The 22819-nt window shown below is 68.1% G+C and carries 13 protein-coding genes; all 13 read right to left on the bottom strand.

All coding sequences use genetic code 11. The features are described 5' to 3' along the window. Positions 1-9 precede the first annotated feature (9 nt). The 13 genes from D7W81_RS06115 to D7W81_RS06050 all read right to left on the bottom strand — a co-directional run bounded on the left by D7W81_RS06115 (position 10) and on the right by D7W81_RS06050 (position 22758). On the bottom strand, positions 10-3327 hold the full coding sequence (locus D7W81_RS06115) for a glycoside hydrolase family 2 TIM barrel-domain containing protein (RefSeq protein ID WP_120554371.1): 3318 nt from the start codon (positions 3325-3327) through the stop codon (positions 10-12). Further along, entirely contained in the window at positions 3324-4694 is a 1371-nt protein-coding gene (locus D7W81_RS06110; RefSeq protein WP_120554370.1) for a GH1 family beta-glucosidase, read from the bottom strand. The genes D7W81_RS06115 and D7W81_RS06110 overlap by 4 nt, the downstream gene beginning before the upstream one ends. Further along, positions 4675-5670, bottom strand: coding sequence for an ABC transporter ATP-binding protein (locus tag D7W81_RS06105; protein ID WP_120554369.1), 996 nt, complete (start codon positions 5668-5670; stop codon positions 4675-4677). Before D7W81_RS06105 ends, D7W81_RS06110 begins: the two co-directional genes overlap by 20 nt. Then, on the bottom strand, positions 5667-7430 hold the full coding sequence (locus D7W81_RS06100; protein WP_120554368.1) for a dipeptide/oligopeptide/nickel ABC transporter permease/ATP-binding protein: 1764 nt from the start codon (positions 7428-7430) through the stop codon (positions 5667-5669). The genes D7W81_RS06105 and D7W81_RS06100 overlap by 4 nt, the downstream gene beginning before the upstream one ends. After that, on the bottom strand, positions 7423-8406 hold the full coding sequence (locus D7W81_RS06095) for an ABC transporter permease (protein ID WP_120554367.1): 984 nt from the start codon (positions 8404-8406) through the stop codon (positions 7423-7425). Before D7W81_RS06095 ends, D7W81_RS06100 begins: the two co-directional genes overlap by 8 nt. A gap of 4 nt (positions 8407-8410) precedes the next feature. Then, complete coding sequence (locus D7W81_RS06090; RefSeq protein WP_120554366.1) at positions 8411-10054, bottom strand: ABC transporter substrate-binding protein; 1644 nt, start codon at positions 10052-10054, stop codon at positions 8411-8413. After that, a complete protein-coding gene (locus D7W81_RS06085) occupies positions 10051-10914 on the bottom strand; it encodes a glycoside hydrolase family 16 protein (protein ID WP_120554365.1) in 864 nt (287 codons plus the stop codon). Before D7W81_RS06085 ends, D7W81_RS06090 begins: the two co-directional genes overlap by 4 nt. Continuing rightward, positions 10911-12137 carry an ROK family transcriptional regulator gene (locus D7W81_RS06080; protein ID WP_120554364.1) on the bottom strand — a complete coding sequence of 409 codons (1227 nt, stop codon included), beginning with the start codon at positions 12135-12137 and terminating at the stop codon, positions 10911-10913. Before D7W81_RS06080 ends, D7W81_RS06085 begins: the two co-directional genes overlap by 4 nt. A gap of 48 nt (positions 12138-12185) precedes the next feature. After that, complete coding sequence (locus D7W81_RS06075) at positions 12186-12935, bottom strand: hypothetical protein (RefSeq protein ID WP_120554363.1); 750 nt, start codon at positions 12933-12935, stop codon at positions 12186-12188. A 497-nt stretch (positions 12936-13432) separates the two neighbouring features. After that, positions 13433-13807 (bottom strand): hypothetical protein, encoded by a 375-nt coding sequence (locus tag D7W81_RS41845; protein ID WP_147445360.1) that lies wholly within the window; start codon positions 13805-13807, stop codon positions 13433-13435. A 7-nt stretch (positions 13808-13814) separates the two neighbouring features. Continuing rightward, on the bottom strand, positions 13815-19142 hold the full coding sequence (locus tag D7W81_RS41840; protein WP_158621462.1) for an RHS repeat-associated core domain-containing protein: 5328 nt from the start codon (positions 19140-19142) through the stop codon (positions 13815-13817). A 1688-nt stretch (positions 19143-20830) separates the two neighbouring features. Continuing rightward, positions 20831-21199 carry a response regulator gene (locus D7W81_RS06055; protein ID WP_120554381.1) on the bottom strand — a complete coding sequence of 123 codons (369 nt, stop codon included), beginning with the start codon at positions 21197-21199 and terminating at the stop codon, positions 20831-20833. Between the two features lie 2 nt (positions 21200-21201). After that, positions 21202-22758: an ATPase domain-containing protein gene (locus D7W81_RS06050; protein WP_120554360.1), complete on the bottom strand. Its 1557-nt coding sequence runs from the start codon at positions 22756-22758 to the stop codon at positions 21202-21204. Positions 22759-22819: the final 61 nt, after the last annotated feature.

Here is a 22819-nt window from a genome sequence, read left to right as displayed (position 1 = left end):
CGTGTTCCCTCAGAGAGAAAGGATGGCATACGCGCCCACCTCGTACTCGCGACCCTTCAGGCCCTCGGTGATGCCCCGGTCGTTGAGGCCTTCCGAGTACTCGTTCAGCATGCGCACCAGTCCGCGAAGGCCGAAGCGCGTGGACACCGCGCCCAGCACCGGCTTCTTCAGGCCGTAGGACAGGTCCCCGCCCAGCTGCACCGGGTAGGTGAGGTTGAAGACGCGGTGGTAGTCGTACGGGCCCCAGTCGTTGAAGCGCAGCTGGGCCGCCAGCAGCAGCGTGTCGTAGAGCGCGGAGCCGTCCAGACCGAAGCGGTGGATCTGCCGGTTGTCCTCGCCGGAGGACTGCTGGCTGCCCACGTACGCGGTGCCATACAGGCGCAGGCGCTGGGTGGGGTTGCCCACCAGACGCAGGGACGTCTCCCACTCATCGCGGGCCACCGGCGCGCTGCCGAAGGCGATGGTGCTGCCGTCCGCGAGGATGGCGATGCCCGCGTCGCGTGACGTGGGCTGGTGCCGGTAGACGATGTCCAGGCCCGCGGCGAACGGCGCGTCCTCGCGCATGTCGCGGTCCCACGACCAGAACCAGGTGCCCGGCGTCGGGTCGAAGGTGATGAGCAGCTCGCCGCCCAGCGTCTCGCGGTTGTCCAACACGCTGAACGCATCCGACAGCACGCTGCGCGGCCGCACGCCCGCGTAGTACTGGCCGGAGTCCGGGTCGTACGCGTCCGGGATGGTGGGGTTCGGCCCGACGAGGGGCTTCTGGTACAGGATGTTGGGGGACACCTGGATGGCGCCCATTTGCAGCGCCGCGCCCAACTGGCCCGCGTAGTGGTTGCCGCGGCCACTCTCGCGCAGGCTCCAGCCGGTGATGATGTTGCCCTGCTCCGGTCCGCTGTCCGCGACGAGCCCGCGGATGGAGGACTGCACCAGCCAGCGCACCGCTCCCATGTCGTAGGTGAGCCGCGCCTTGGCGCCCAGCGTGTCCAGGAACTGCACCTTGTCCTGGAGCACGTCGTAGCCGCTGTTGCGGTAGCTGGCGGACCCCGCATCGACGCTGCGCGTGTACGTGAACGTCTCGCCGATGCGCTGGGGCGCGGAGAGCAGGCCGCCCACGTCCAGCACCAGCTTGCCGGTGGCGTACTGGAAGTTGAGCGCCGTCCTGCGCGCGATGCGCTCGCGCACCACGGAGGCCGTGGAGGACGACGAGCCCTGCGCCAGGTCCTCCTGGTGCACGAGCGTCACGTTCACCGGACCCACGTTGTTGCGGTACTTCGCCACCACGGAGGGGTTGGCGCCCCAGTACAGCTCCGGCCCGATGGCGAGCTTCAGCCCGTCGATGGCCTTCTTGCCGCTGAACACCACGCCGAAGGGCGCGTTGCCGTGGTAGATGTCCAGGTTCGGCCCGTAGTTCGCCTCGCGGTAGAGGTTGAAGAAGTCACCCTCCTCGCCCCAGTGGTAGTGGCCGGTGCGGTAGTAGCCTTCCAGCGCGAAGTCCGAGCGGTCCACCTTGAACTCCGCCTGGTACAGGGCGAAGCGGTCCAACGGGGACTGCTCGCGCGCCGGAGCGCCGGGGCCCACGGGGACTCCGTCCACGGTGGGCGTGGCGGGCGTGCCGCGGTTTTCGTAGAACAGGTTGTTGAGCCGGTTCTGCGCCACGTTGCCCACGACGTTGAACGACGCGCGGCCGTAGACGCCGCTGGCCGGCTGCAACGCCAGGTCGAAGAAGATGGACTCGGTGTGGTCCGCGGCGCTCTGGTTGGGCCGCACCGTCGCGATGCTGCCGCGCGACAGCGAGCTGTCCAGCAAGAGCCGCAGGTTGGACACGCGCACCGCGCTGAGCTCCTCCGTGCGCGCCAGGGCCACCGACGACGTGTAGCCGCTGGTGTACGCGGAGGGACGGATGCCCGCGAAGTAGTCGCGGATGACGTCCGGGTTGGTGGTGGGCGCGTACGGGTCCAGGCGGAACGCGGCCTGGAGCACGTAGTAGGCCGTGCGCGGCTGGATGCCGCTGATGCCGTTGGAGTCCGGCGGGCCCAGGGCCGCGATGCCGAACCACTCCTCGTTCATGTTGTTCTGACCGGGAACGAAGTCGGCCGCGTAGCCCCCGTTGGGCCACGTCGCGGTGGTGTCGTGGATGGACAGGTTCGCTTCCTGGCCATGCTTCCACCAGCCGTCCACCCACTGGAACACGAAGCCGCCCAGCGCGGTGCCGGACAGCCCCTGGCCGTAGCCCTCCAGGTAGATCTGCTCCCACTGCGTGCGCAGGTACTCCGCCTGCGCCACGTGGTCCTCACGGCCCGCGCGGGCGTCATAGGCGTCCGCGCCGAACTCGGAGAAGAACACCGGCTTGTTGAGCTTGGCCTTCACCTCCGCGAACAGGTCGCGCGCGGTGGGGCCGCGGTAGACGTTCGTGCCCAGCACGTCCAGGTCCTGGCAGTGCTTGGCGATGAGGTCGATGTACTGGAGGTCGCCGTTGGCGATGGAAACGGGGTGGCTCGTGTCGCGCTTCTTCACCGTGCGGGCCGCTTCGCCATACAGCGAATAGAGCGACTCCGCGCGCGCGGCGTCCTCGTGGCCCGGCAGGGCTTCAATCTCGAACGACGTCCAGTGCAGGCCGTAGTTGTTCTCGTTGCCCAAGAGCCACATGAGCACGCCGGGCACGTCCCGGTAGATCTCCACCTTCTCCGCGAGCGCGCCGAGGATGGCCTTGCGGTGCGCCGGGTTCGAGTAGTCGATGTTGACGACCATGACCCCGTTCACCGGGTGGCCATAGCGTCCCATCAGCGGATTGAGCAGCGTGTAGATGCCGTAGTTCCGGTAGATGTACTCGACCCAGACAGGCGGGATGTCGTCGAACTGGCGGATGGCGTTGAACCCCGCGTCGCGGAGCATCCCCATCTCCTTCGCCAGCACCTGCTTGATGAAGTCCTCCGGCTGCGTCCAGAGCGAGTACCGGTAGTTCTCACCAATGGGCGTGTAGCCCCAGTTCACGCCGTGGATGGGGAAGTCCTTCCCGTCCACCTGGAGCTTGAAGCCGCGCTCATCGTGGATGACCCGCGTCACCGTCGTGCGCTTCGCGTCCGAAGGCGCGGAGGCCGGCGGCGCCGGAGCAGCGATGGGGGCGTCCGCGGGCGCGGCCGGAGCCGGCTGGGCCTGCGGCTCGGGCGTCGCCTGCCCTGGCACGGGCGCGGCGGCATCCACGGGGCCCGCGGAAGGCGGCTGCGCCGAAGGGGGCGACTGGAGCGGAGCGCCCGCACCGGACACCTGGGCGAAAGCCTGGGTGCCGCAGAGCGCCAGACACGTCGTCAGGAAGAGCCTTTTCAAGCGGCCTGCTCCACGTCCAGGCCGTTCTGGGCCACGACGTCGCGATAGAGATGGGCGCTGTCCTTCGGGATGCGCTGCTGGGTGGCGTAGTCCACCCACACCAGGCCGAAGCGCTTGGTGTACCCGTAGGCCCACTCGAAGTTGTCCAGCAGCGACCACGCGAAGTAGCCCGCCAGGTTCACACCCTGGGCGATGGCGTCACTGCACGCCTGCAGGTGACCGCGCAGGTACTCCACGCGCTGCACGTCGTGCACGCGGCCATCCGCGCTGGGAGCGGTGGAGTACGCGCAGCCGTTCTCCGTGATGTAGAGGGGGCCGGGCTTGTATTCCTTTTCCAGGTGTACCAGCAGCCGCGTGAGGGAGGCCGGGCACACCTCCCAGTCCATGTCCGTCTTGTCCGGGCGCACGAACACCGTGCGCGGCGCGTTCTGCTCCTCCGGGATGCGGTTGCTGCGCAGGACGGCGCGCGAATAGAAGTTCACGCCCAGGAAGTCGGTGGGCGTGGCGATGGTCTCCAGGTCGCCGGGCTGGATGAAGTCCAGGTGCGAGGACGGGATGCGGCCCGCCTTCACGTGGTCCTCAATCGTGTCCTGCGGGTAGCCCCGGCCGTAGAGCGGTTCGAGGAACCAGCGGTTGAAGCCGCCATCGAAGTCGCGCGTCGCGTCCGCGTCCTCGGGGCTGGGCGACGCGGGCTCGCCCGGCGTGAGGTTGAGGGTGATGCCCACCTCCGCGTTCCGCACGTTGGCACGCAGCACCTTCACCGCGTTGCCGTGCGACACCATCAGCGTGTGCGCCGCGGCCAGCATCTTGGACCAGTCCTTGTGGCCCGGGGCGTGCTCGCCGTTGCCGTAGCCCAGGTAGCTGATGCACCAGGGCTCGTTGTGGGTGATCCACCGCTTCACGCGGTCACCCAGCGCGCGGCTGATGACGTCCGCGTACTCCACGAAGGCGTCGCCAGTGGCGCGTGCCGGCCAGCCGCCCTGGTCCTCCAGCACCTGCGGCAGGTCCCAGTGGTAGAGCGTGACGAAGGGCTCGATGCCCGCGCCCAGGAGCGAGTCCACCAGGCGCGAGTAGAAGTCCACGCCCGCGGCGTTCACCCGGCCGCGGCCATCCGGGAGGATGCGCGGCCACGCGATGGAGAAGCGGTAGGACTTCAGCCCCATCCAGCGCATCAGTTCGATGTCCTCCGGCCAGCGGCGGTAGTGCTCACAGGCCACCGAGCCGTCGGACTTGTCTTGGATCTTCCCCGGGGTGGCGGCGAAGCGGTCCCAGATGGACTCGCCACGGCCGTCCACGCGGGTGGCACCTTCAATCTGATACGCGGAGGTGGCCACGCCCCAGAGGAAGTCAGGAGGAAACTGACGCATCGGCGGTAACTCCTTTCGGAACTTCAAGGTGGCAGCGGACGAGGTGATTCGCGGCCGGGAGGATGTCGGGAGGGGTCAGGGTGGAGCAGCGCGGCTCGGACACCGGGCAGCGCGGAGAAAAGGGGCAGCCCACGAGCGGCGGCGCTCCCGTGGCGGGGCGCACCGGCAGCGCGGCCTGGAGGAAGTCGTCCCCGTCCGGCACCGCGGACAGCAGCAGCTTCGTGTACGGGTGGCGCGGCTGGCGCAGCACCTCGTCCGCCCTGCCCGCCTCCACCACCGTGCCCGCGTAGAGCACGAGGATGCGGTCGGCCAGGTGGCGCGCGCTCGCCAGGTCGTGGGTGATGAACAGGATGCCGATGCCGCGCTCCTGCGTGAGGCCGCGAAGCAGTTGCAGCACGCCCTTGCGCGTGGACACGTCCAGCATGGAGGTGGGCTCGTCCGCGATGATGACCTGCGGCTCCACCGCCAGCGCGCGCGCCACCGCCACGCGCTGGCGCTGACCGCCGGACAGCTCATGCGGGTAGCGCTTCGCGAAGGCCTCCGCGGGCGTCAGGCCCACGGACTCCAAGAGCGACAGCACCTTCGAGCGCAGGCCGGACTTCGGCACCCGGCCGTGGCGCACGAGCGGCCGCTCCAGGTGATACGCCACCGTGTGCACGGGGTTGAGCGACGCGAACGGATCCTGGAACACCATCTGCACGCGGCCCCGGTAGTCGAGCGACGCCTGCGCGCTGCCATCCGCGAGCACGTCGCGTCCGGCCAGGCGCAGCTGCCCCGCGTCCGGCATGTCCAGCCGGGCCAGCAGCCGCGCCAGCGTGGACTTGCCGCTGCCGGACTCGCCCACCAGCGCGACGATCTCCCCGGGCTGGAGGGAGAAGGACACGCCCTTGAGGATGGGCTTGCGCTCGCGGGAGAAGAAGCCGCCCGCCAGGTAGCTGCGGGTGAGCCCTTCCGCCTCCAGGAGGGGGGCGCTCATCGGTGACCTCCGGGGATGGCGGCGATGCGCGTGGACGGCCGGGACACGGACAGCTCCGGCGTCTGCACCGCCTGGGGCGCGGCGTCCTTCGCGGACAGGTGCGGGAACGAGGACAGGAGCAGCTGCGTGTACGGGTGTCGGGCCCCGGCGCGCAGGTTGGCGGACGTGTCCACCTCCACCAGCTTGCCGCCCTGGAGCACGCCCACGCGGTCCGACAGCGCCAGCAAGAGCGGCAGGTCGTGCGTGATGAAGAGCATGGCGAAGCCCAGCCGCTGCTTGAGCTCCACCATGCGCTGGAGCAATTCCTTCTGCACCACGACGTCCAGCGCCGTGGTGGGCTCGTCCATGATGACCAGCCGGGGCTCCAGGGCCAGCGCCAGCGCGATTCCCACGCGCTGCCGCATGCCGCCGGAGAGCTGGTGCGGCCACGCCGTCACCAGGTCCGGTGACAGGCCCACCATGCCCAGCAGCTCCCGCGCGCGGGCGTAGGACGTGCCGCGCGAAACGCGGCCGTGCGCGGCGAGCGTGTCGTGGAACTGCTCGCCCAGCGTGAGCACCGGGTTGAGCGCGCTCATGGCGCTCTGGAACACCATGGACACCTGGCGCCAGCGGAACGCGCGCAGGGCCGGGCCCTCCAGCGCGGTGACGTCCATGCCGTTGAAGAGGATGCGCCCCTGCGTGACGCGCGCGGAAGCAGGCAGCAGGCCCAGGAGCGCTGAGCCGATGGTGGACTTGCCGCTGCCGGACTCACCCGCCAGGCCGAAGACCTCGCCGGGCGCCACGTCGAACGACACCGAGTCCACCACGCGGGAAGCGCCCTTCTCCGTCGCGTAGTCGATGCACAGGTCCTGCACGCGCAGGAGCACGCCGGGCACCGGCCGCTCCAGGTGCGCGCGCGGGACGGTGGCGACGGGCAGCGCCGCGGGCTTGTGCACGCGCAGCGCGGGGTTGGTCAGTTCGTCGATGGCGGAGCTCAGCAGCGTGAGCGCGAAGCCGACGAGCGCGATGCACATGCCCGTGGGGACGAAGATCCACCAGGAGCGCGTGAGGAGCGCCGCGTCGTTGCCGGCCCAGTACAGGTTGGTGCCCCACGTCACCACGCTGACATCGCCCAGGCCCAGGAACTCCAGGCCCACCTGCGCGCCCACGGCATAGAGCGTGTTCCCGATGAACGACGAGCCCAGCAGCGACGCCATGTTGGGCAAGAGCTCCCGCGACACGATGCGCGAGTGGCTCTCCCCCGTCACCACCGCCGCGGACACGAAGTCGCGCCCGCGCAGGGCCAGCGACTCCGCGCGGAACACGCGCGCGTTCCAGGCCCAGCCAGCCACCGTCAGCACGGCCACCATGCGCAGCGGGCCGGACGGCAGGTACGCGCCCAGCACGATGGCCAGCGGCATGCCGGGAATCACCAGGAACACGTTGGTGGTGAGCGACAGCACGTCGTCCACGCGGCGGCCCAGGTAGCCCGCGGTGACGCCCACCAGCGCGCCCACCAGCGTGACGAGCGCGCCCACCGCGAAGCCAATCGCCAGCGTCTCGCGCGCGCCCACCACCGTCTGCGCGAGCACGTCCTGCCCCTGGCCCGTGGTGCCGAACCAGTGCGCCGCGTTGGGCGGCTGGTGCGGCCGGCCCACGAGGTCCGTGGGGTCCATCACGAAGAAGGGACCCACCACCGCCATCAGGAGGAAGAACACGAGCAGGCTGCCGCCCACCGCCGCCTTCCGGTGGCGGGAGAGCCTTCGCAGGAAGTCACGCATGGGCGCGGGTCCTCGGATCCAGCCAGAGGCAGAGGAGGTCCACGGCGAAGTTCGCCGCGAGCACCGCCAGGGTGATGACCAGGAACAGCCCCTGCATCAGCGGGTAGTCCTGGTTGCGCACGGCGAGGATGAGCAGGTAGCCCGTGCCCGGATAGGAGAAGACGATCTCCGTGAGCAACGACCCGGACAGCACGAAGCCCACCGCCATGCCGAAGCTGGTGACGTTGGGCAACAGCGCGTTGCGCGCGGCGTAGCGCAGCATCACCTGCCGGGGCGGAAGGCCCCGCGCGTGCGCCAGCCGGATGGAGTCCGTGCCCAGCGTGGCCACCATGGTGTTGCGCATGCCCAGCATCCACCCGCCCAGCGTGGCCACCACGATGGAGGACGCGGGCAGCACCGCGTGGCGGACCACGTCCGCGGCGAACGCGAACGACAGCCCCGGCTCCACGTCGTGCCCGTACGCGTGGCGCAGCGGGAACCACCCCAGCACGAAGCCGAAGAGGTACAGCGCCAGCATGGCCAGCCAGAAGTACGGGAAGGCCCCCAGGAACGCGAGCGCGGGCGCCAGCCCCGAGTCCAGCCACCCGCCCCGGTTCCACGCGGCGAGCACTCCCAGGAACGACCCCACCACGAAGCTGATGATGACCGCCACGCCGGCCAGCGCCACCGTCCACATCAGGCCGGTGCCAATGACCTCCGTCACCTGCGAGGGGAAGTACGCGTAGGACATGCCCAGGTCGCCCTGCACCAGGTGCTTCAGGTAGGTGAAGTACTGGGCGTAGAGCGGCGCGTCCGTGAAGCCGAAGGCGGCCTTCAGCGCGCCCATGGCCTCCGGCGCGACCTTGCCCTCGAAGCGCGCGAACATGGACGCCGCCGGGTCGCCGGGCACCAGGCGCGGGATGATGAAGTTGAGCGTGAGCGAGGCCCACGCGGCGATGAGGTAGAAGCCCAGTCGCCGGAGGATGTAGCGGCCCATGGTGTCAGCGCTCCCTCGGGGACAGCTCCGTCAGCACCAGCAGGCTGTCGGGCTCCGCGTGCGGCGCGAGCCGCGCGTAGGGGTTCTGCTCGGTGGGGAAGCCCGTGAAGCGCGAGGAGTTGGACTCGCCCCAGGACGGGTTGGGGAACAGGGGAATCGCGGGCGCGGTGGCGGAGAAGCGCTGCTGCACCTGGGACATCAGCGCGTGCTGCTCTTCCGGCGTGCCGGCGCGCTCGAAGCGCACCAGGAGCTCATCCGCCTGCGCATCGCCCATGCGGTGCCAGTTGGCCGCGGCCACCTCGCCCACCGGCCGCACCGTGCGCGGCGACAGCAGCCACTTGTAGAAGTTGTAGGGCGTGGGCCCGTCCAGCGACCAGGAGATGGCCAGCTGGAACTCGCCCTTCTGCAAGCGCGTGAACCAGGTGCCGAACTCGTACGTCTTGAGCGTCACGCCGATGCCCAGCTTGCGCAGGTCGCGGCTCACCACCTGCCCCGCCCGCACCCAGTCCGACCACCCGCTCACGACCTCCAGGTCCAGCGCGAAGGGCTGCCCGTCCTTCAGGCGCCGCATCCCGTCCGCGCCGCGCGTGAGGCCCACCTCGTCCAGGAGCCGGTTCGCCGCGTCCAGGTCGTGGTGCGTCCACGCGTCCTTCGCGACCCGCGGATCCTTCCAACCCGTGTACGCGTCGTTGAGGGCGGTGGCGTCCGCGGGGCGGGTGTAGCCATACATGGCCACCTCCACCAGGCGGTCGCGGTCCAGCGCCATGCTCAGCGCCTTGCGCACGCGGACGTCATCCAGCGGCGGGCGCGTGGTGTTGGGGTAGAGGAAGACGGTGCTGCCGTAGAGCGGGAACCAGCGCGCGTGGTGCGCGGGGTCGCGCGACACGAAGGTGCGGTCCACGGCCGGCACGAAGTTGCCCGCCCAGTCCACCTCCCCCTCCACCAGCGCCATGTTGGCCTGGTCGTTGGTGGGGAACGCCAGGAAGCGCAGCGCGGACACCTTGGGCTTGCCGGGCTGCCAGTAGTGCGGGTTCCGGCCCAGCTCGTAGACCTGGTTGCGGAACAGCGTCACCTGGGTGAAGGGCCCGGTGGCCACCGGCTCCGGGTTGGTGAACGTCACCGGGTCCGGGACGTCCTTCCAGACGTGCCGGGGCACGATGATCTGATGCGCCAGGTCGCTGAAGCCCGGCAGGTACACGCGTGAGAAGGTGAAGGCGACCGTCCCCTTCCCTTCCGCCTTCACGTCCGTGAGGAAGCGCCACACGCCGCCCGCGTCCAGCGCCGGGTGCTGCTTGAGCAGGCCGAAGGTGAAGACGACGTCGTCCGCGCTGAAGGGCTTGCCGTCGGACCAGAGGACGCCATCGCGCAGCGTGAAGCGCAGCGTGAGCTGGTCCTCCGACCACGCGTGGCCGGCGGCGAGCCACGGCACCCATTTGCCCTGCGCGGAGCTGAAGATCTCCATGCACTCGTACACGCCCGCCCGGGTGGGCCAGCGCGCACCGGCGCCCGCGAACAGCGGGTTGAAGTTGCGCACCCACGCGCTCTGCTGCTCCACGGAAACGAAGAGCACGCCCGGCGGCCGGGGGCGCGGCTCGGACGAGCACGCCACCAGCAGCGCCAGCGGCAGGAGCGCGCGGGCGAACCTCACTGCGCGACCCTTTCGTAGACGCGCACGTAGTCCACCTTCATCGTCTGCGGGAACACCGTCTTGGCGTCCGGAGGCCCCACGAACGAGCCGCCCACCGCGATGTTGAGGATGATGAAGTGCGGATGGTCGTAGACCCACTTCCGGCCGGCGGGCAGGTTCTTCGGGGTGACCTCGAAGAAGACGGTGTCGTCCACGATGAAGCGCAGGAGCTCCGGCTCCCACTCCACCGCGTAGAGGTGGAAGTCCTCGGCGAGCGGCGGCCCGGAGACAGCGTGCTGCCGGCCGATGTTCCCGCCACCGGAGTAGCCCGGCCCGTGCACCGCGCTGCTGACGACGGAGGGGATCTGCCCCTTGTGCTCCATGATGTCGATCTCGCCGCACGCCGGCCAGCCGACGGAGTCCACGTCCGCGCCCAGCAGCCAGAACGCAGGCCAGATGCCCCGGCCCGTGGGCAGCTTGATGCGCGCCTCGATGCGGCCGTAGGCCTTGCTGTAGCGGTTCTTCGTCGTCAGGCGCGCGGACGTGTAGTCATTGCCGCCGTAGCGCTCCTTGCGCGCGGTGATGGCCAGGTGGCCCTCGCCGTCCAGCGACGCGTTCTCCGCCCGCGCGGTGTTGTGTTCGTACTGGCCGTTGCCCCACCCGTCCCCGCCCACGTCCGGGACCCAGTTCTCCTTCGAGGGCAGCGCGCCCGCCGGCCCGTCGAACTCGTCCTGCCAGACCACTTCCCAGCCTGTCCCCGGCTGCTCCGTGACGGGCTTGGGTTGCTCGTTTTGCTTATTATCCAGACCTGCTGCCGGGTCACACGACGCCATCCCCAGGCCCGAAAGGGCCAGGGCGAAGACAAGACGGCGGGATGTCATGCGGTCCTCACGACGTTCTGCGTGGGAAAGAGGGAGCGGTCGCGCAGCGCCGCCTGGAGCACCAGGGTGGCCGCGCCCACGGCGATGGCCCGCTCCCCCAGCACCGACGTGACGATGCGCGTCTCCGCCATGGAGACGGACAGGGCGCGCTGCCGCACGGACGCGCGCAAGGGGTCGAGCAGCATCTCGCCCACGGAGGAGATCTCCCCGCCCAGCACGACGATGGCGGGGTTGAGCAGGTTGAGCAGGCCGCCCACGGCGATGCCCAGGTAGGCACCCATGCCGTCGATGATCTGCTTCGCGGCGGCGTCGCCCGTGCGGGCGCCCTCCACCAGGTCGCGCACCGTGGGGCCTTTGCGGCCACGGGTGCCCATCAGCTCGCGCGCGCGCTCCGTGAGCGCCGTGGAGCCGATGAGGGTGACGAGGCAGCCCCTCAGGCCGCAGACGCAGAGCGGCCCGTTGGAGTCCACCGGGATGTGGCCGATTTCACCGGCCGTTCCGCCGGCGCCCCGGTACACGTCGCCGTGGATGATGTGACCGGCGCCGATACCGGTGGCCAGCTTGATGTACGTGAGGTCCTCGCCTCCGGAGCCCGCGCCCCAGAAGCACTCCGACAGCGCGCCGAGGTTCGCGTCGTTGTCCACGAACACCGGCATGTCGAAGGTGGTCTCGAACCACTCCTTCACGTCCACGTTCTTCCAGGCGGGCAGGATGAGCGGGGACATCTTGCCGGGAGCTGCCGGGTGCACGGGGCTGGGCACGGCCACCCCCATGCCGACCACGGAGCGGCGAGGAACACGCTCGGCGTCCAGGCACTCGTGGATGAGCTCCTTCGCCTTCTGCAGCGACCCTTCCGGATCGCCGCGCACCGCGTGGCTCGCCTTGCTCTGCGTGCGCACGCGGCCGCGGAGGTCCGTGAGGACGACGGTGACATGGGAGGCGCCCAACTCGACGCCCACCAGGCTGAAGGCCTCGTCACAAAAGCCGATGAGGGTGGGACGGCGGCCCCCGCGGGAGACCCCGGCGCCGATGCTGCGCACCAGGCCCGCCTGCTCCAGGTCCGCGACGATGGCGGAGACGGTCGACGGGCTGAGCTCCGTGCGCCGGGCGATCTCCGCCCGGGAGATCTGACGCTCGCGCCAGATCATGTTCAGCAACAGGCCGCTGTTCTGCGCGCGCATGCCCGCCGCATCGACCGTCAACACCGCCGTACCCGCTCTCATCGTCCGCTCACGTTCCGTTGTTGGCGCGCCAGGCGCTCAGGGTGGAGATCAGCGCCACTGGATGTCGTCAATGAAGAGCACGAGCGGCTTGACGTCCAGCCCGCCCGCCGACCAGCCGAAGCCTCCACCGACCGTGCCGTAGCGGACCTTGCTGATGTCCAGCGTGTACTGCTTGGGCTCGGTGGTCATCGTGACCTCGAGGTCCTTCGTGAAGCCATCCTTGTCCGGATAGCCGACGAAGAATTTGACGACCTCGCCACCCGACTCGCTCCAGGCATAGAAGGTCACGGCATTCGCGCCGTCGGGCACCTGGAAGCCCGGGCGGGGGTCATCCGCCCAGGCGCCTTCCGGGAACTGCCAGTAGACCCCGGCCCAGGCGTCTTTCTTCTGGGTGGCGGTGAACTTGTGGCAGTTGCCCAGTCCCGCGCCCGGACGCGGCGTATGGCAGATGGGTTCGTCCACAAGACCGCCCTGCATGCCTCCGCCCGAACCCATGTGGCCGCTGGCCGCCCAGGTGCCGTCCACCGCCAGGGGCAGCGTCACGCCTGCGTCCACGCCGGCGTCCGTCTCCGTGCCCGCATCCGTGGTGGTGCCCGCGTCGGTGGTGGTGCCCGCGTCCGTGGTCGTCCCGGCGTCGGTGTTGGTGCCGGCGTCGGTGATCACCGTGCCCGAGTCCGGCTTGTTGGTGCCGGCGTCGGGGGTGGGATCATCCTCGGGGTCACAGGCGCCAAGGAGCCCCGTGACCGCGAAAACGCCCACGGCCGCCAACGTCCACGCGAAACGCTTGTTGCGAAGCATGAATCCCCTCCAGGTTGTCTTGCTGGGATGACTTCGTTCTTACGGCGAAGAAATTCGAAGCTGCTGGAAGTCGTCGCCCGCATGCCGCGTCGCGTCACCCACGCCGCCATACGCCAGAGGAGAATCCGCCGTCTCCTGCCGCCGGAGCCCCTGCCACCTGGAGCCGTCCCGCGTCCCCGCCCACCGCGAACATGCGAGTTCGTTCGATTGACGAAGAAATACCAGCCCCCTTTACCCATTTGCAAGCGCGTGACAGGGCGCTCCGCGCTGTCAAGCGGTTGATGCAGTGCGCCGTGGCGCATGGGGATGTGGTGGTTTGGGAGGGGCTCCGCGGACGGGCTCAGCCCACGGCGATGGACGAGCTCACGGGGGATTGCAGGAAGTCACCCGCGACGCCCTGGACCGCGCCCAGCAGGACACACGCCATGAGCCATTCCCACCGTTTCGAGGCTTGGACCCGAACGGTGGGAGGCGTCATCGCTTGAAACCACCGCGACTCAGACGGACATCGCGGCTACGAACTTGTGAACCACCTGGAAGAAGCCGAACACGCACCATGCCAGGAGCGCCCAGAGCACCCCTTGCTTCCCGCTCCGCAACCAGCGCCGGACCAGCAGGATGTATCCGGGCCAGAACAGCAGTCCGCCCACCGCGAAAAGCGGGCGGGTGACCCCGACGTCCAGTCCCCTCCCCGCGAGCGGGACGAACACAGGTGAGAAAACAAGCGAGAGCAGAACGTTCCCAAACGAAAGTTCAACTCCACCCGTAACGTAGTCTGTGAAAACTCCTCCGGCAAACCCGCCGAGGGTGATTACCAGGAGCGCAAGGATTCGTCGTCGCCGGACGTCCCGGTGCACGGACAAAGCGTCCATTGTATCCTCAGAACAGGCCACCTATCGGAGCCCAGAACCGATCCAGGGTGAACATGTCGTAGGGGGTATTGCCATAGATGAAATACGGCAACACATCCACCAGGCCGTGTCCAGCCCTCCCCAAGTCATCAACTGGCGCAATGTAGTTATAGGTTCCCACGTTCAGCGGATCCGTGACGAGTTTTCCATCCTTGTAGACCGCCTCGCACTTTCCATCGCTTGAGATGTATTTCTCGTTGTTTTCATTCCCAGCCCTCATGCGATGAAAGACGGACTCGGCGGCTGACATCTTGTGCCAGTTGTTGGCGGCGAGATCCGCATAGGGAACGGTCTGGTTTCTTGCATTGCGCCCGTAGTGCTTGCTCAGCAATCCGGCCAGGTAGGGAACCGGGCTCAGACCAATGGGATCGTTTCCGTTCGGGTCCGCATAAGCCATCGGATTGTTCAAGGCGTAGGCATACGCAGGAAGCGCTGACGGCCCCCACCCCAGCATTGGCTCCGGCTGGAGATACCTGCCGACGCTCGGGTCGTAGTACCGGTTCCAGTTCTCGAAGAGGTCCGTCTCCGCGTCGTAGTAGTGGCCCGCGAAGCGCAGGGGCGTCCAGAAGGGCTGCGCGCCCGTCTGATAGCGCTGGTACTCGTAGCCTTCCATCGCGGCGCCTGTGTGCGTATTGGGTCCGGAGCTGTTGAGCGGGCCCGCAGAGATGTTTACGTTAATCCCTTCGGCGGGCATTGAGAACCAAGGGGTCACCACCCTGTCCATTTCCCAGTCCGAGTAGGTCGTCAGAAGCGTCGAGTCGTCATTGCGGACGACCGACACCTCGTCATCATAGAGGTCGATGAACAGGAACCGGGCCCGCGCCCGTACCTGGACGTTGCTGTTCTCCGCGGCCTGCTGGAAGCCAGAGAAGGACTCTCCATCCTCATCCGAGAAGGGGAGCGCGGAGCTGTCCGGAGTGGACAGGCGGTTGACATGGCCGAACGGCTGGTAGTCCGCCGCGCCCGCCACCAGTCCATCGCCGTTCAACATCAGGACCGGCTTGCCCAGGATGTCCGTCACGGGGAAGTAGACACCACACGCCGCGGCTTCGCCGTCACGGCGGCAATCCACGGTCGAGTCAGGCTCCCGGACGTTCTGCGTCGCGTCCAACCGGCCCCGGAAGATCATCACCGGGCGCCCTCCCAGCCAGATGTAGTCATCCACCACGCGGAAGTTTCCCTGGGACAGTTGATAGACCTCATTCCATCCCTGGTCGACCAAGAGCTCGTTGCCGGTCCCATGGAAGAACTCATCCCGCTGATTGAACGGATTGACCTTGGCGCGCCTGCGTCCCAGGGCGTCGTAGAAATAGTTGTAGGTCATTCCGTTGACCCGCACCGCGCGGAAGACAGACTCCCGCGCCGACCCCTGTCCTTCCGACGCGCTGAAGGGCGCGTAGCGGAACTCCATCAGGTTCGCGGGCTGTCCCGAGACGTAGTGGCCCTGCTCCTTGGTCACTGCGCGTCCATCCGCGTCGTAGGTGAAATTCGTCTCCTTGTACTGGCCGCCGGGTGGCGTCACGGACATCAGCAGGTCCGGGCGAGCCCCGGTGTCATAGGCGAGCGAGTATGCGTACGTGTTGTAGAACTGGCTGAACTGGGACTGGTTGCCCCGGCGATCGTAGCCAAACGTCTGCTGCAAGAAGGCGCCTCCTGTCGCCTCCCAGTTGCCCGTGGGCCGGGACGCGGACGTCAGCCGCAGGGTCCGGTCATAGGCATACAGTTCCGTCCTGGGCGTCGTCGCACCCAGAAGACACGTGTCCGTCCGAGCCACCTGGTCCGCGTTCCACGTGTAGGTGCGCTTGTAGATGCCGCCGTCGTTGAAGGTGCTGCCCAGAATGAAGTCACCCCGGTACACGCGCAACGAGCGCAGCCGTCCCGTCAGATCTGAACTCGCGAAGGACGGGAAGGCCACCGAGCAATCGCTGGGGGCCTGTGTGCCATCATCCCCCAGCGCGTACTCCACGGCCGCCGGGGTGGATTGAGCGGGCAACGGGTTGATCTGGTAGCCCCGCAGCCCGCCAAACGGCTCCCAGGCCACCTTGCTCACCAGCCGTCGGGTTTCCGGACCGGAGCTCGTGAACAGGGTGACGTCGACGGCGGAGACCCGATGCGCATTCGCCTGCGTGCCATAGACATAGGTGACCGTGCGCCCGTACGGGTACTGGATGCCCGCCAACCTGCCAATGCCGTCATACCGATACTGCGTCTCCAGTTCCGGCGTGCAATCCGCCTCGCCCTGCCGCTGCCTCGGCTCCGACTCCACCCGTCCCATCACGTCGTAGCGGTACCAGGTGCGGCCCAGCGAGTCGTCGCGGTAGCGCAACCTGCCCTCGGAGTGCATCACGTTGCTGCCACAGTTCATCGGCACCGTCCCGTCCGTGTCATAGCCGAACTGGTAGAGTGTCTCGCTGCCGGGCGTGGTGCCGCCGCTCCTGCGCTTCGAGTTCAGGGGCCGACTCAAGATGTCGTAGCTGTACTCCAGCCACTCGTTCGCCAAGCGCATGGCCTCCGTCTGCTTCACAAGCAGGTTGCCGCGCGCATTGAAGGCCTGGCGAACCGGTCCGGTGGCGTGCGGAAGCTGGGCCTGAACGAGGTTTCCGAAGTCGTCGTACTGGTACGAGGCCAGCAGTCCGCAACCCGCGACCGCGCTGGTGCACCCCGCACGAATGGCGTTCACGTGGCCCTGGGCATCGTAGGTGAGCGTCGTGTGCTGTTCGACACCTGCGGACGGATACTCGGAGACGCGGTTGAGGCGGTCCGCCGGGTCGTACCCCATCTGGGTGCAGAGCGTGGAGAGGGTCGCATCCGGATTGCGGCAGAAGTCGGGGGCGGCATTGAAGGGCCGGCCGGTCGCGATCAGGTTGCTGTTGAGGTCGAAGCCGCTGACCGCGGCGAAGCTCCCCGTTCCCATGCCCTGCCGGGCGTAGGTGGGGCGCGATTGGGGATCCGGATGATGCGTCGACTGGGTCCGGAGGTCCTCGACGCCATTGCGGCGGGAGCGCCGCTCCTCGGTCTTCAACTCGCCATTGGGCCAGTAGGTCCTGACCGATTTTTCGCTCCAATCGGCTCCAAACTCATCATTCGCCACGGCCATCCACTGGAGCAGGTCCGTCTTCTGCCCGCCCTGGCATCCCGCTCCGGTGGTTCCAGTCCGGTAGCAGTAGACCGTCCAGACCTTGTCTGGCTTCTGCACCGCGCGAACCTGTGCTCCGTCGTAGCGCAGGTTCGTTGACAAATAAGCCTCGTTGATGGCGCTCACGAGGCGTCCGCCCTGGTACGTCATCGTCGTCGTGCCGCCCTGCGGGGTGATGACCTTGGTCGCGACGCCGCGTGCGTCGTAATCCCGGTATTCGGTCGTGAGCGGTGACGAGGTACAGCTGTTCGACTCACCCTGATGAGAGGTGTAGCGCGACACCTTCCAGAGGCGCCCCCCGTTGTTGGTGCGTTCCACAGAGGGCGACCCGTAGTAGCGATACTGGGTGATGGGGTAGTCAGAGCCCGTGCAGCCCGTTGCCGCTGGACCGCTCACGAGACAAGGCCCCCGCACCTCCTTCAGCACGGTGCCGCCCGTGTCGCCTTCTCCCGAGCACTTGAGATGGTTGTAATAGAAGATGCCGACATGGCGGGCCACGGGGCCTGACCACGTGCCCGTGGATTCGTTGAACGTCTGGGTGAAACCGGAGCGGATCACGGACTTCGCGAACCGTGTCGACGTGTCGTAGGTGGTCCGCGTGACGACCTGGCCATTCGGCTCCAAGACGGAGGGCATGGTGCTGGTGGAGAACTCCACCGGCTTCCAGGGGTTGGGGATTGAGCCGGCAGGGAAGCTGGCGAACACCTGGGTCGTCGTTCCATCCGTGACGCCTCCATTGCCGTAGAAGTCCTGACCGTACCCCCGGGACACCTGCTCCACCGGGTTGACCGTCCCGGGAACAGAGCCCGTCCCTGCAGGAGCGAACGTCTTCTGGATGACGTCGTAACGCCCGCGCTTGTTCTGGACGGAGCTCCTGTAGAGCGTGCCATCCGCCGGCGTCGCGTATTCGAAGGAGATGTCTCCGGCCGCGAAGCTCGCGCAGTTGCCCGACACGCACGTGTCCTGGATTCCGTCCAGGATGGCGTAGGGCGCGAAGGTGGTGCTGCGGGAGAAGAACCTGCGGCGGAACTGGACCGACGTGCCGGCGGAGTCGCCTGAAGTCGCGGACGTGGGTTCCGCGGCGGGAGGGACGCAGTTGGGTCCGCCCCCCATGGCGGCCGGACCGTCACAGCTGCCGGAGCCCGCGCTCATGGCCATGCTGGTGGTCGTGCCCGAGCTGACCGACGCCACCTTGCCGGACTGATACTGGTGTCCTGTCAGGGCCGACTGGTTGACCGAGATCTTCCACGTCGTGGCGGTGGAGGTGGTCGCCGTGGTGTCCTCGTAGGAGACGCTGTCCCCGGTTTCCGGATAGTCAATCCGGGACAGGAGCCCCGCCCTTTCGACGCTGGAGCCCGACGCCAGGGGATAGTGATAGACCGCGACCGTGGTTTCGCTGGGATTGGGGGGGGTGGGGCTATTGCGCAGGTACACCGTGTCTAGGACGCACTCCATTGCCGGAGTGACTCCCGGGGCGGTGCTGACGGCCCGGTAGGACAGGCGCAGCTGGCTGTTCTCCTCTGTCGTGACCGTGGAGAGGAACGGGACCCCGTTGCCCAGACGGCTTTCACCCGGGCAGGCGACCAGCTGGCCGTTCTGATTGAACGAAGGGGGCTTCGCGTACGTCAACGAGAGACGGACGCGCGGAGTTCCCGTCAGGCGATCCTCCTCGATGGTGTTCAGGAAGAAGCGCCGCACCAGCCCGCCGGGCGTCGCCGTCCACCTGGCGCCATAGATGAAACGGCCTACCCCTGGCTTGGTTAGGATGAAGTAACCGCCGGACCAGAAGAGGCTTGCATTGGACCAGCGGCTGTTGGTTCGCAGCGTGGCGTAACAACCGGAGGTGATGTGCCGGCAGGCGGCGAACTCGATGACCTCGCCCTCCGTATCGCGCACGGCCCAGGTGCTGACCCCTGGAACGTTCCCCTGCACATCAACGAAGCTGTAGAGGGTGTGCCACCAGCGCATGGAGGTCTGGCGGGTCGGGCTGGAGCCAAAGGGCTTGGCGATGAACGGCTCCGTGCTGTTGCCCAACATCGACTGGTAGGACCAGAAGTTGTCGGTGGAGACGTACTTGCGGACGAAGTTAAAGCCGCCCAGCTCCCCATGAATGCCCACATCCGTCGCGGTAAAGCGCGTGGTGAAGTCCTTCAGGTTCACGCGAGGGGCGGACATGGAGGAGACACCCGCGGTGGCGACCGTGGCGCCACTGCTTTCACAGACGTCCGGCTTGGGGTCCGGGCTGCTCTCCTCCCCTTCCCCCGCGCCTTCTCCCCTACCACCGGCCCCAACGCCACCTCCGCCACCACGAGGAGGGCCATCCCGGCCTGGCAGATGCTCCGGGGGCGGGGTCGTCAGGGTACTCCCGGGCAGAGGAGCGCTGACGCCGCTACTGGGCGCGGTCACCGTGGTGCTACCACTGCACCCACTTGGCTTACCGGTCTCGTCAGCCCAACACTCCGACGCCTCGCTGGCGCTGGGTCCTCCACCGGGGTTGCCAAAGCCTCCCTGGGCGTAGGCGCACACGGGGCCTGCCGCGCAATAGGTACCACTGAGGGTCCTCGCTCCCGTGAGGAGATCAATCTGTGGCGAGATTCCCGCGCAGGTGTTGCCACATGCGTTGCTGTCCTCACACGAGGTCCCTCCGGGCGCGCATTGGAATTTTTCCGCGGCGCCCGTGGCACAGTGCATCTCGCCCGCGATGTAGCCCGGCTCGCTGCAGGACTTGCTGGACACGCAGCACTGGAAGTTGCCTCCGGCCTGGCTTCCCCCGAGGCCAACGAGCGGGGCCTTGAGACACCCATTCGGGCCGCTGCATGAACTCTGGGAATCTCCCGAGCCCAGGCAGTAGCCGACGTTCAGTCCATCCTCACAACCGCAGGTCCAGCGGACATAGCCGGTCCCCAAGCGGTACTCGCAGTAGTCGAACGTGCCTTCCGCGCAGCCTTCGTTCAGTTCGCCGTCCCGGTTGTCGTCGCAGGCGTTGCCGCAGATGTCCGTCGACCGGGCCGTGGGAGGCTGGCAGGGCCCCAGGTTCTCACCGTCCAGGCACATCGCGGTGCCACCCGCGCCACACGCGCCGCAGGCCTGGGGCTGGGTGCCGGCCATGCATTCGCCCCACTCCCCCACGTCCCCTGGAGGCGCCGAGCACTGCATGGTGCCCTTGCAGCCTCCACTGGTGGTGCATGAAGTGGTGTCACCGGAGGAGCAGGTGGGACCTGCCTCCGCCACCCTCCAGGAAATCAGACAAAGGACGCACAACAACATCCGGACAGACAAAGACATCACCGTCTCCGACGGAGAAGAATGCTTGAAGGAAATGAAGAGAGAGGATCAGCCGCGGGGGGGCGCCACGGCGCCCTTCCACTCCGCGGGGGGGACGCAGATGCGGGTCCGGGCCCCGGGATGCGGCCGCGAGCACTTCCACTGTGCCGGGCACTCCGCTTCACCGGCGCACGTCTGGCTGCAGAAGTAGCCCTCGTCAGGCAAGGCCCCCGTGTGCAGGCAGAGGCCGGACTTGCATCCGGAGGCACCGTGCTTCGTGCAGTCCTCTCCGACGTCAGTCGATGCGGACCCAGCCAGCGCCGTGCGGTGCTCGGCCAGGACAGGCGATGGCTCAGGGGTGGAGGCCGGCTGCTCCGCGGAACACGCCAGTACGCCTGCCATGAGCCCGCACAGGAGCCATGGGGACAGAGGCCACACACATCCAAGAGATTTCAAGACGCCTTCCAGTCGATGACGGATGCCAGGGCGTCAATAGTTAGACTGTTGCCCAGTGAACACGGCGACATAGATTGCTCATGCCTGCCATGTCAAGGTGGGCCCCTGCACTCAATTCCTACCCAGCCTCAGTGCGGCAGCGGCGGTGCGCCGATGATGCGCTGGACCGTGGCGAGGAGTTGATCGATGTCGAAGGGCTTGGGCAGGAAGGCCGCGCACGGCAGGTGCTGCCAGAACTCCGGTGGACTGGCGCTCATCATCACCACCGGGACGTCACGCAGGACCGGGTCCTTCTGCATGGACTCCAGCACGCCGGGCCCGTTGAGCACCGGCATCATGTAGTCGAGCAGCACCATCGCCGGGCGCTCCTGCGCCATCCGCTCCAGGGCGTCCCGGCCGTTGAGCGCGGTGACGGTGCGGTAGCCTTCGTCGGACAAGAGGTCGCGGACCGCCTCCACGATGCCGAATTCGTCGTCGACGATGAGGACGGGCCCCATGGTCACGTGCCTCGGCGATTGCGCACGTTGCGGCGCGGCTTCTTCGGGGTGGCCTTGGCGGTGGACGTGTTACCCGCGCGCGGCTTTGGCAGCGGGGTCGGCTCCGGGGTCCGCGTGCGCGCGAGCCCCGTCATCAACATCTGCCCCTCCGCGAAGGGGTCGCCGACCTGGAGCCCTTCGCCGGTGATCTCCAGCTCGCGCAGGGCCGGGTCATAGGCGCTGTTGCGGACCTTGAGCGCCGCGATGAAGCGGCGCAGCCCGGAGTGCAGCTCCACCAGGCGCAGGAACAGGATGTTCTCCGCCACCATGGAGATGCCCTTGAGCGGGAACCGCACCTCCGGCCCGAAGGCGGCGGTGGCCTCCGCGGTGTAGATGAGCGTCACCTCCCGCACCCGGCACTCGTTGACGAGCGCCGCCAGGAAGCGGGCCACGCGCGTATGGCGTGTGGAGGCCCGGCGGAGCGCTTCGTAGCCGTCCAGGAAGATGCGCCGCACCCGGCCGCTGCGCACGATGGTCAAGAGTTCCGTGCCCAGCTTGTCGAGGATGTTCTCCGTGGGAGGCCGGAAGCTCACCTCCAGGTCCCCGCGCTCCATCAGGGGCTGCAGGTGAAGCCCCACCCCCGCCGCCTGGGCGAGCATCCGCTCCGGCGCGTCGTAGAAGGCGAAGTAGTGGGAGCGCTCTCCCCGGCGGGCGCCCTCCGCCAGGAAGCTCAGGCCCAGCAGCGTCTTGCCGCTGCCGGGAGGCCCCAGGAGGATGGTGGTGGAGCCCGCGGGCACGCCCCCCTTGAGCATCTGGTCCAGGCCCGGCACACCGAAGCCGTCGCGCTCGCGCCTGCCCGCCCCTGGCACCAGGTTGCCGTCCACCATCGACTCCAGGCGGGGGTAGACGGTGAGCCCGTCACTGGTGATTTCAAAGCCGTGCTGCCCCAGCTTGTACGCGCTGCCCCGGAACTTGCGCACGCTCAGCTCGCGCAGCGTCCGCACGCCGAAGGTGCGCTGCTGGAGCACCAGCAGGCCGTCCACCATGGTGTGCTCCGCGCGCAGGCCCTTGGTGCCGCCGGTGGTGAGCACGACCGTGGTGCAGCCGATGAGGGACGTCACGACCTGGAGGCCGTGGATGAACTTCTTGAGCGCCTGGCGCGACGGGGCCAGCTCCTCCGCCGCCAGCAGCCCGTCCAGCACGAGCAGCGAGGCCTTGTGCGACTTGATCTCCTTGCGCACCAGGTCCGCGAGCGCGTCCAGCCCGCCCTGCTCCAGGATGGTGAAGGCGCTCAGGTAACTGATCTTCCCCGGCACGCAGGCCGGGTCGAAGAACGACAGCGTCTGCAGGTTGCTCACCAGCTCCGTGTGCGACTCGGCCAGGAGCGTGAGGTAGAGGACCTGGTGGCCCTGGGCCGCCTGATGGAAGCAGATCTGGTTGGCGAGGATGGTCTTGCCCGCCCCCGGCAGGCCCAGGACCATGTACATGCGGCCCTTGCGCAGGCCGCCGCACAGCACGGTGTCCAGGCCGGGAATGCCCGTGGAGACCCGCTGCTCTTCACGTGGACCGCCTGGGGTCATCCGCCGCTACCTTCCTGGGCGCCGCGCGCCGAGCCGGGCCGTGGGGGACGGACCTGGAAAG

It is taken from the genome of Corallococcus aberystwythensis (assembly GCF_003612165.1).
Taxonomy (GTDB): domain Bacteria; phylum Myxococcota; class Myxococcia; order Myxococcales; family Myxococcaceae; genus Corallococcus; species Corallococcus aberystwythensis.
The sequence above is the reverse complement of the archived record's forward strand: the minus strand, read 5'-3'. Positions and strand labels throughout refer to the sequence as shown.

Excerpts from the sequence above, each read along its gene's own strand:
- D7W81_RS06110 (WP_120554370.1), bottom strand. The coding sequence starts at position 4,694 with ATGCGTCAGTTTCCTCCTGACTTCCTCTGGGGCGTGGCCACCTCCGCG.
- D7W81_RS06105 (WP_120554369.1), bottom strand. The coding sequence starts at position 5,670 with ATGAGCGCCCCCCTCCTGGAGGCGGAAGGGCTCACCCGCAGCTACCTG.
- D7W81_RS41845 (WP_147445360.1), bottom strand. The coding sequence starts at position 13,807 with ATGGACGCTTTGTCCGTGCACCGGGACGTCCGGCGACGACGAATCCTT.
- D7W81_RS06055 (WP_120554381.1), bottom strand. The coding sequence starts at position 21,199 with ATGGGGCCCGTCCTCATCGTCGACGACGAATTCGGCATCGTGGAGGCG.
- D7W81_RS06095 (WP_120554367.1), bottom strand. The coding sequence starts at position 8,406 with ATGGGCCGCTACATCCTCCGGCGACTGGGCTTCTACCTCATCGCCGCG.
- D7W81_RS06085 (WP_120554365.1), bottom strand. The coding sequence starts at position 10,914 with ATGACATCCCGCCGTCTTGTCTTCGCCCTGGCCCTTTCGGGCCTGGGG.
- D7W81_RS06050 (WP_120554360.1), bottom strand. The coding sequence starts at position 22,758 with ATGACCCCAGGCGGTCCACGTGAAGAGCAGCGGGTCTCCACGGGCATT.
- D7W81_RS06075 (WP_120554363.1), bottom strand. The coding sequence starts at position 12,935 with ATGCTTCGCAACAAGCGTTTCGCGTGGACGTTGGCGGCCGTGGGCGTT.
- D7W81_RS06100 (WP_120554368.1), bottom strand. The coding sequence starts at position 7,430 with ATGCGTGACTTCCTGCGAAGGCTCTCCCGCCACCGGAAGGCGGCGGTG.
- D7W81_RS06080 (WP_120554364.1), bottom strand. The coding sequence starts at position 12,137 with ATGAGAGCGGGTACGGCGGTGTTGACGGTCGATGCGGCGGGCATGCGC.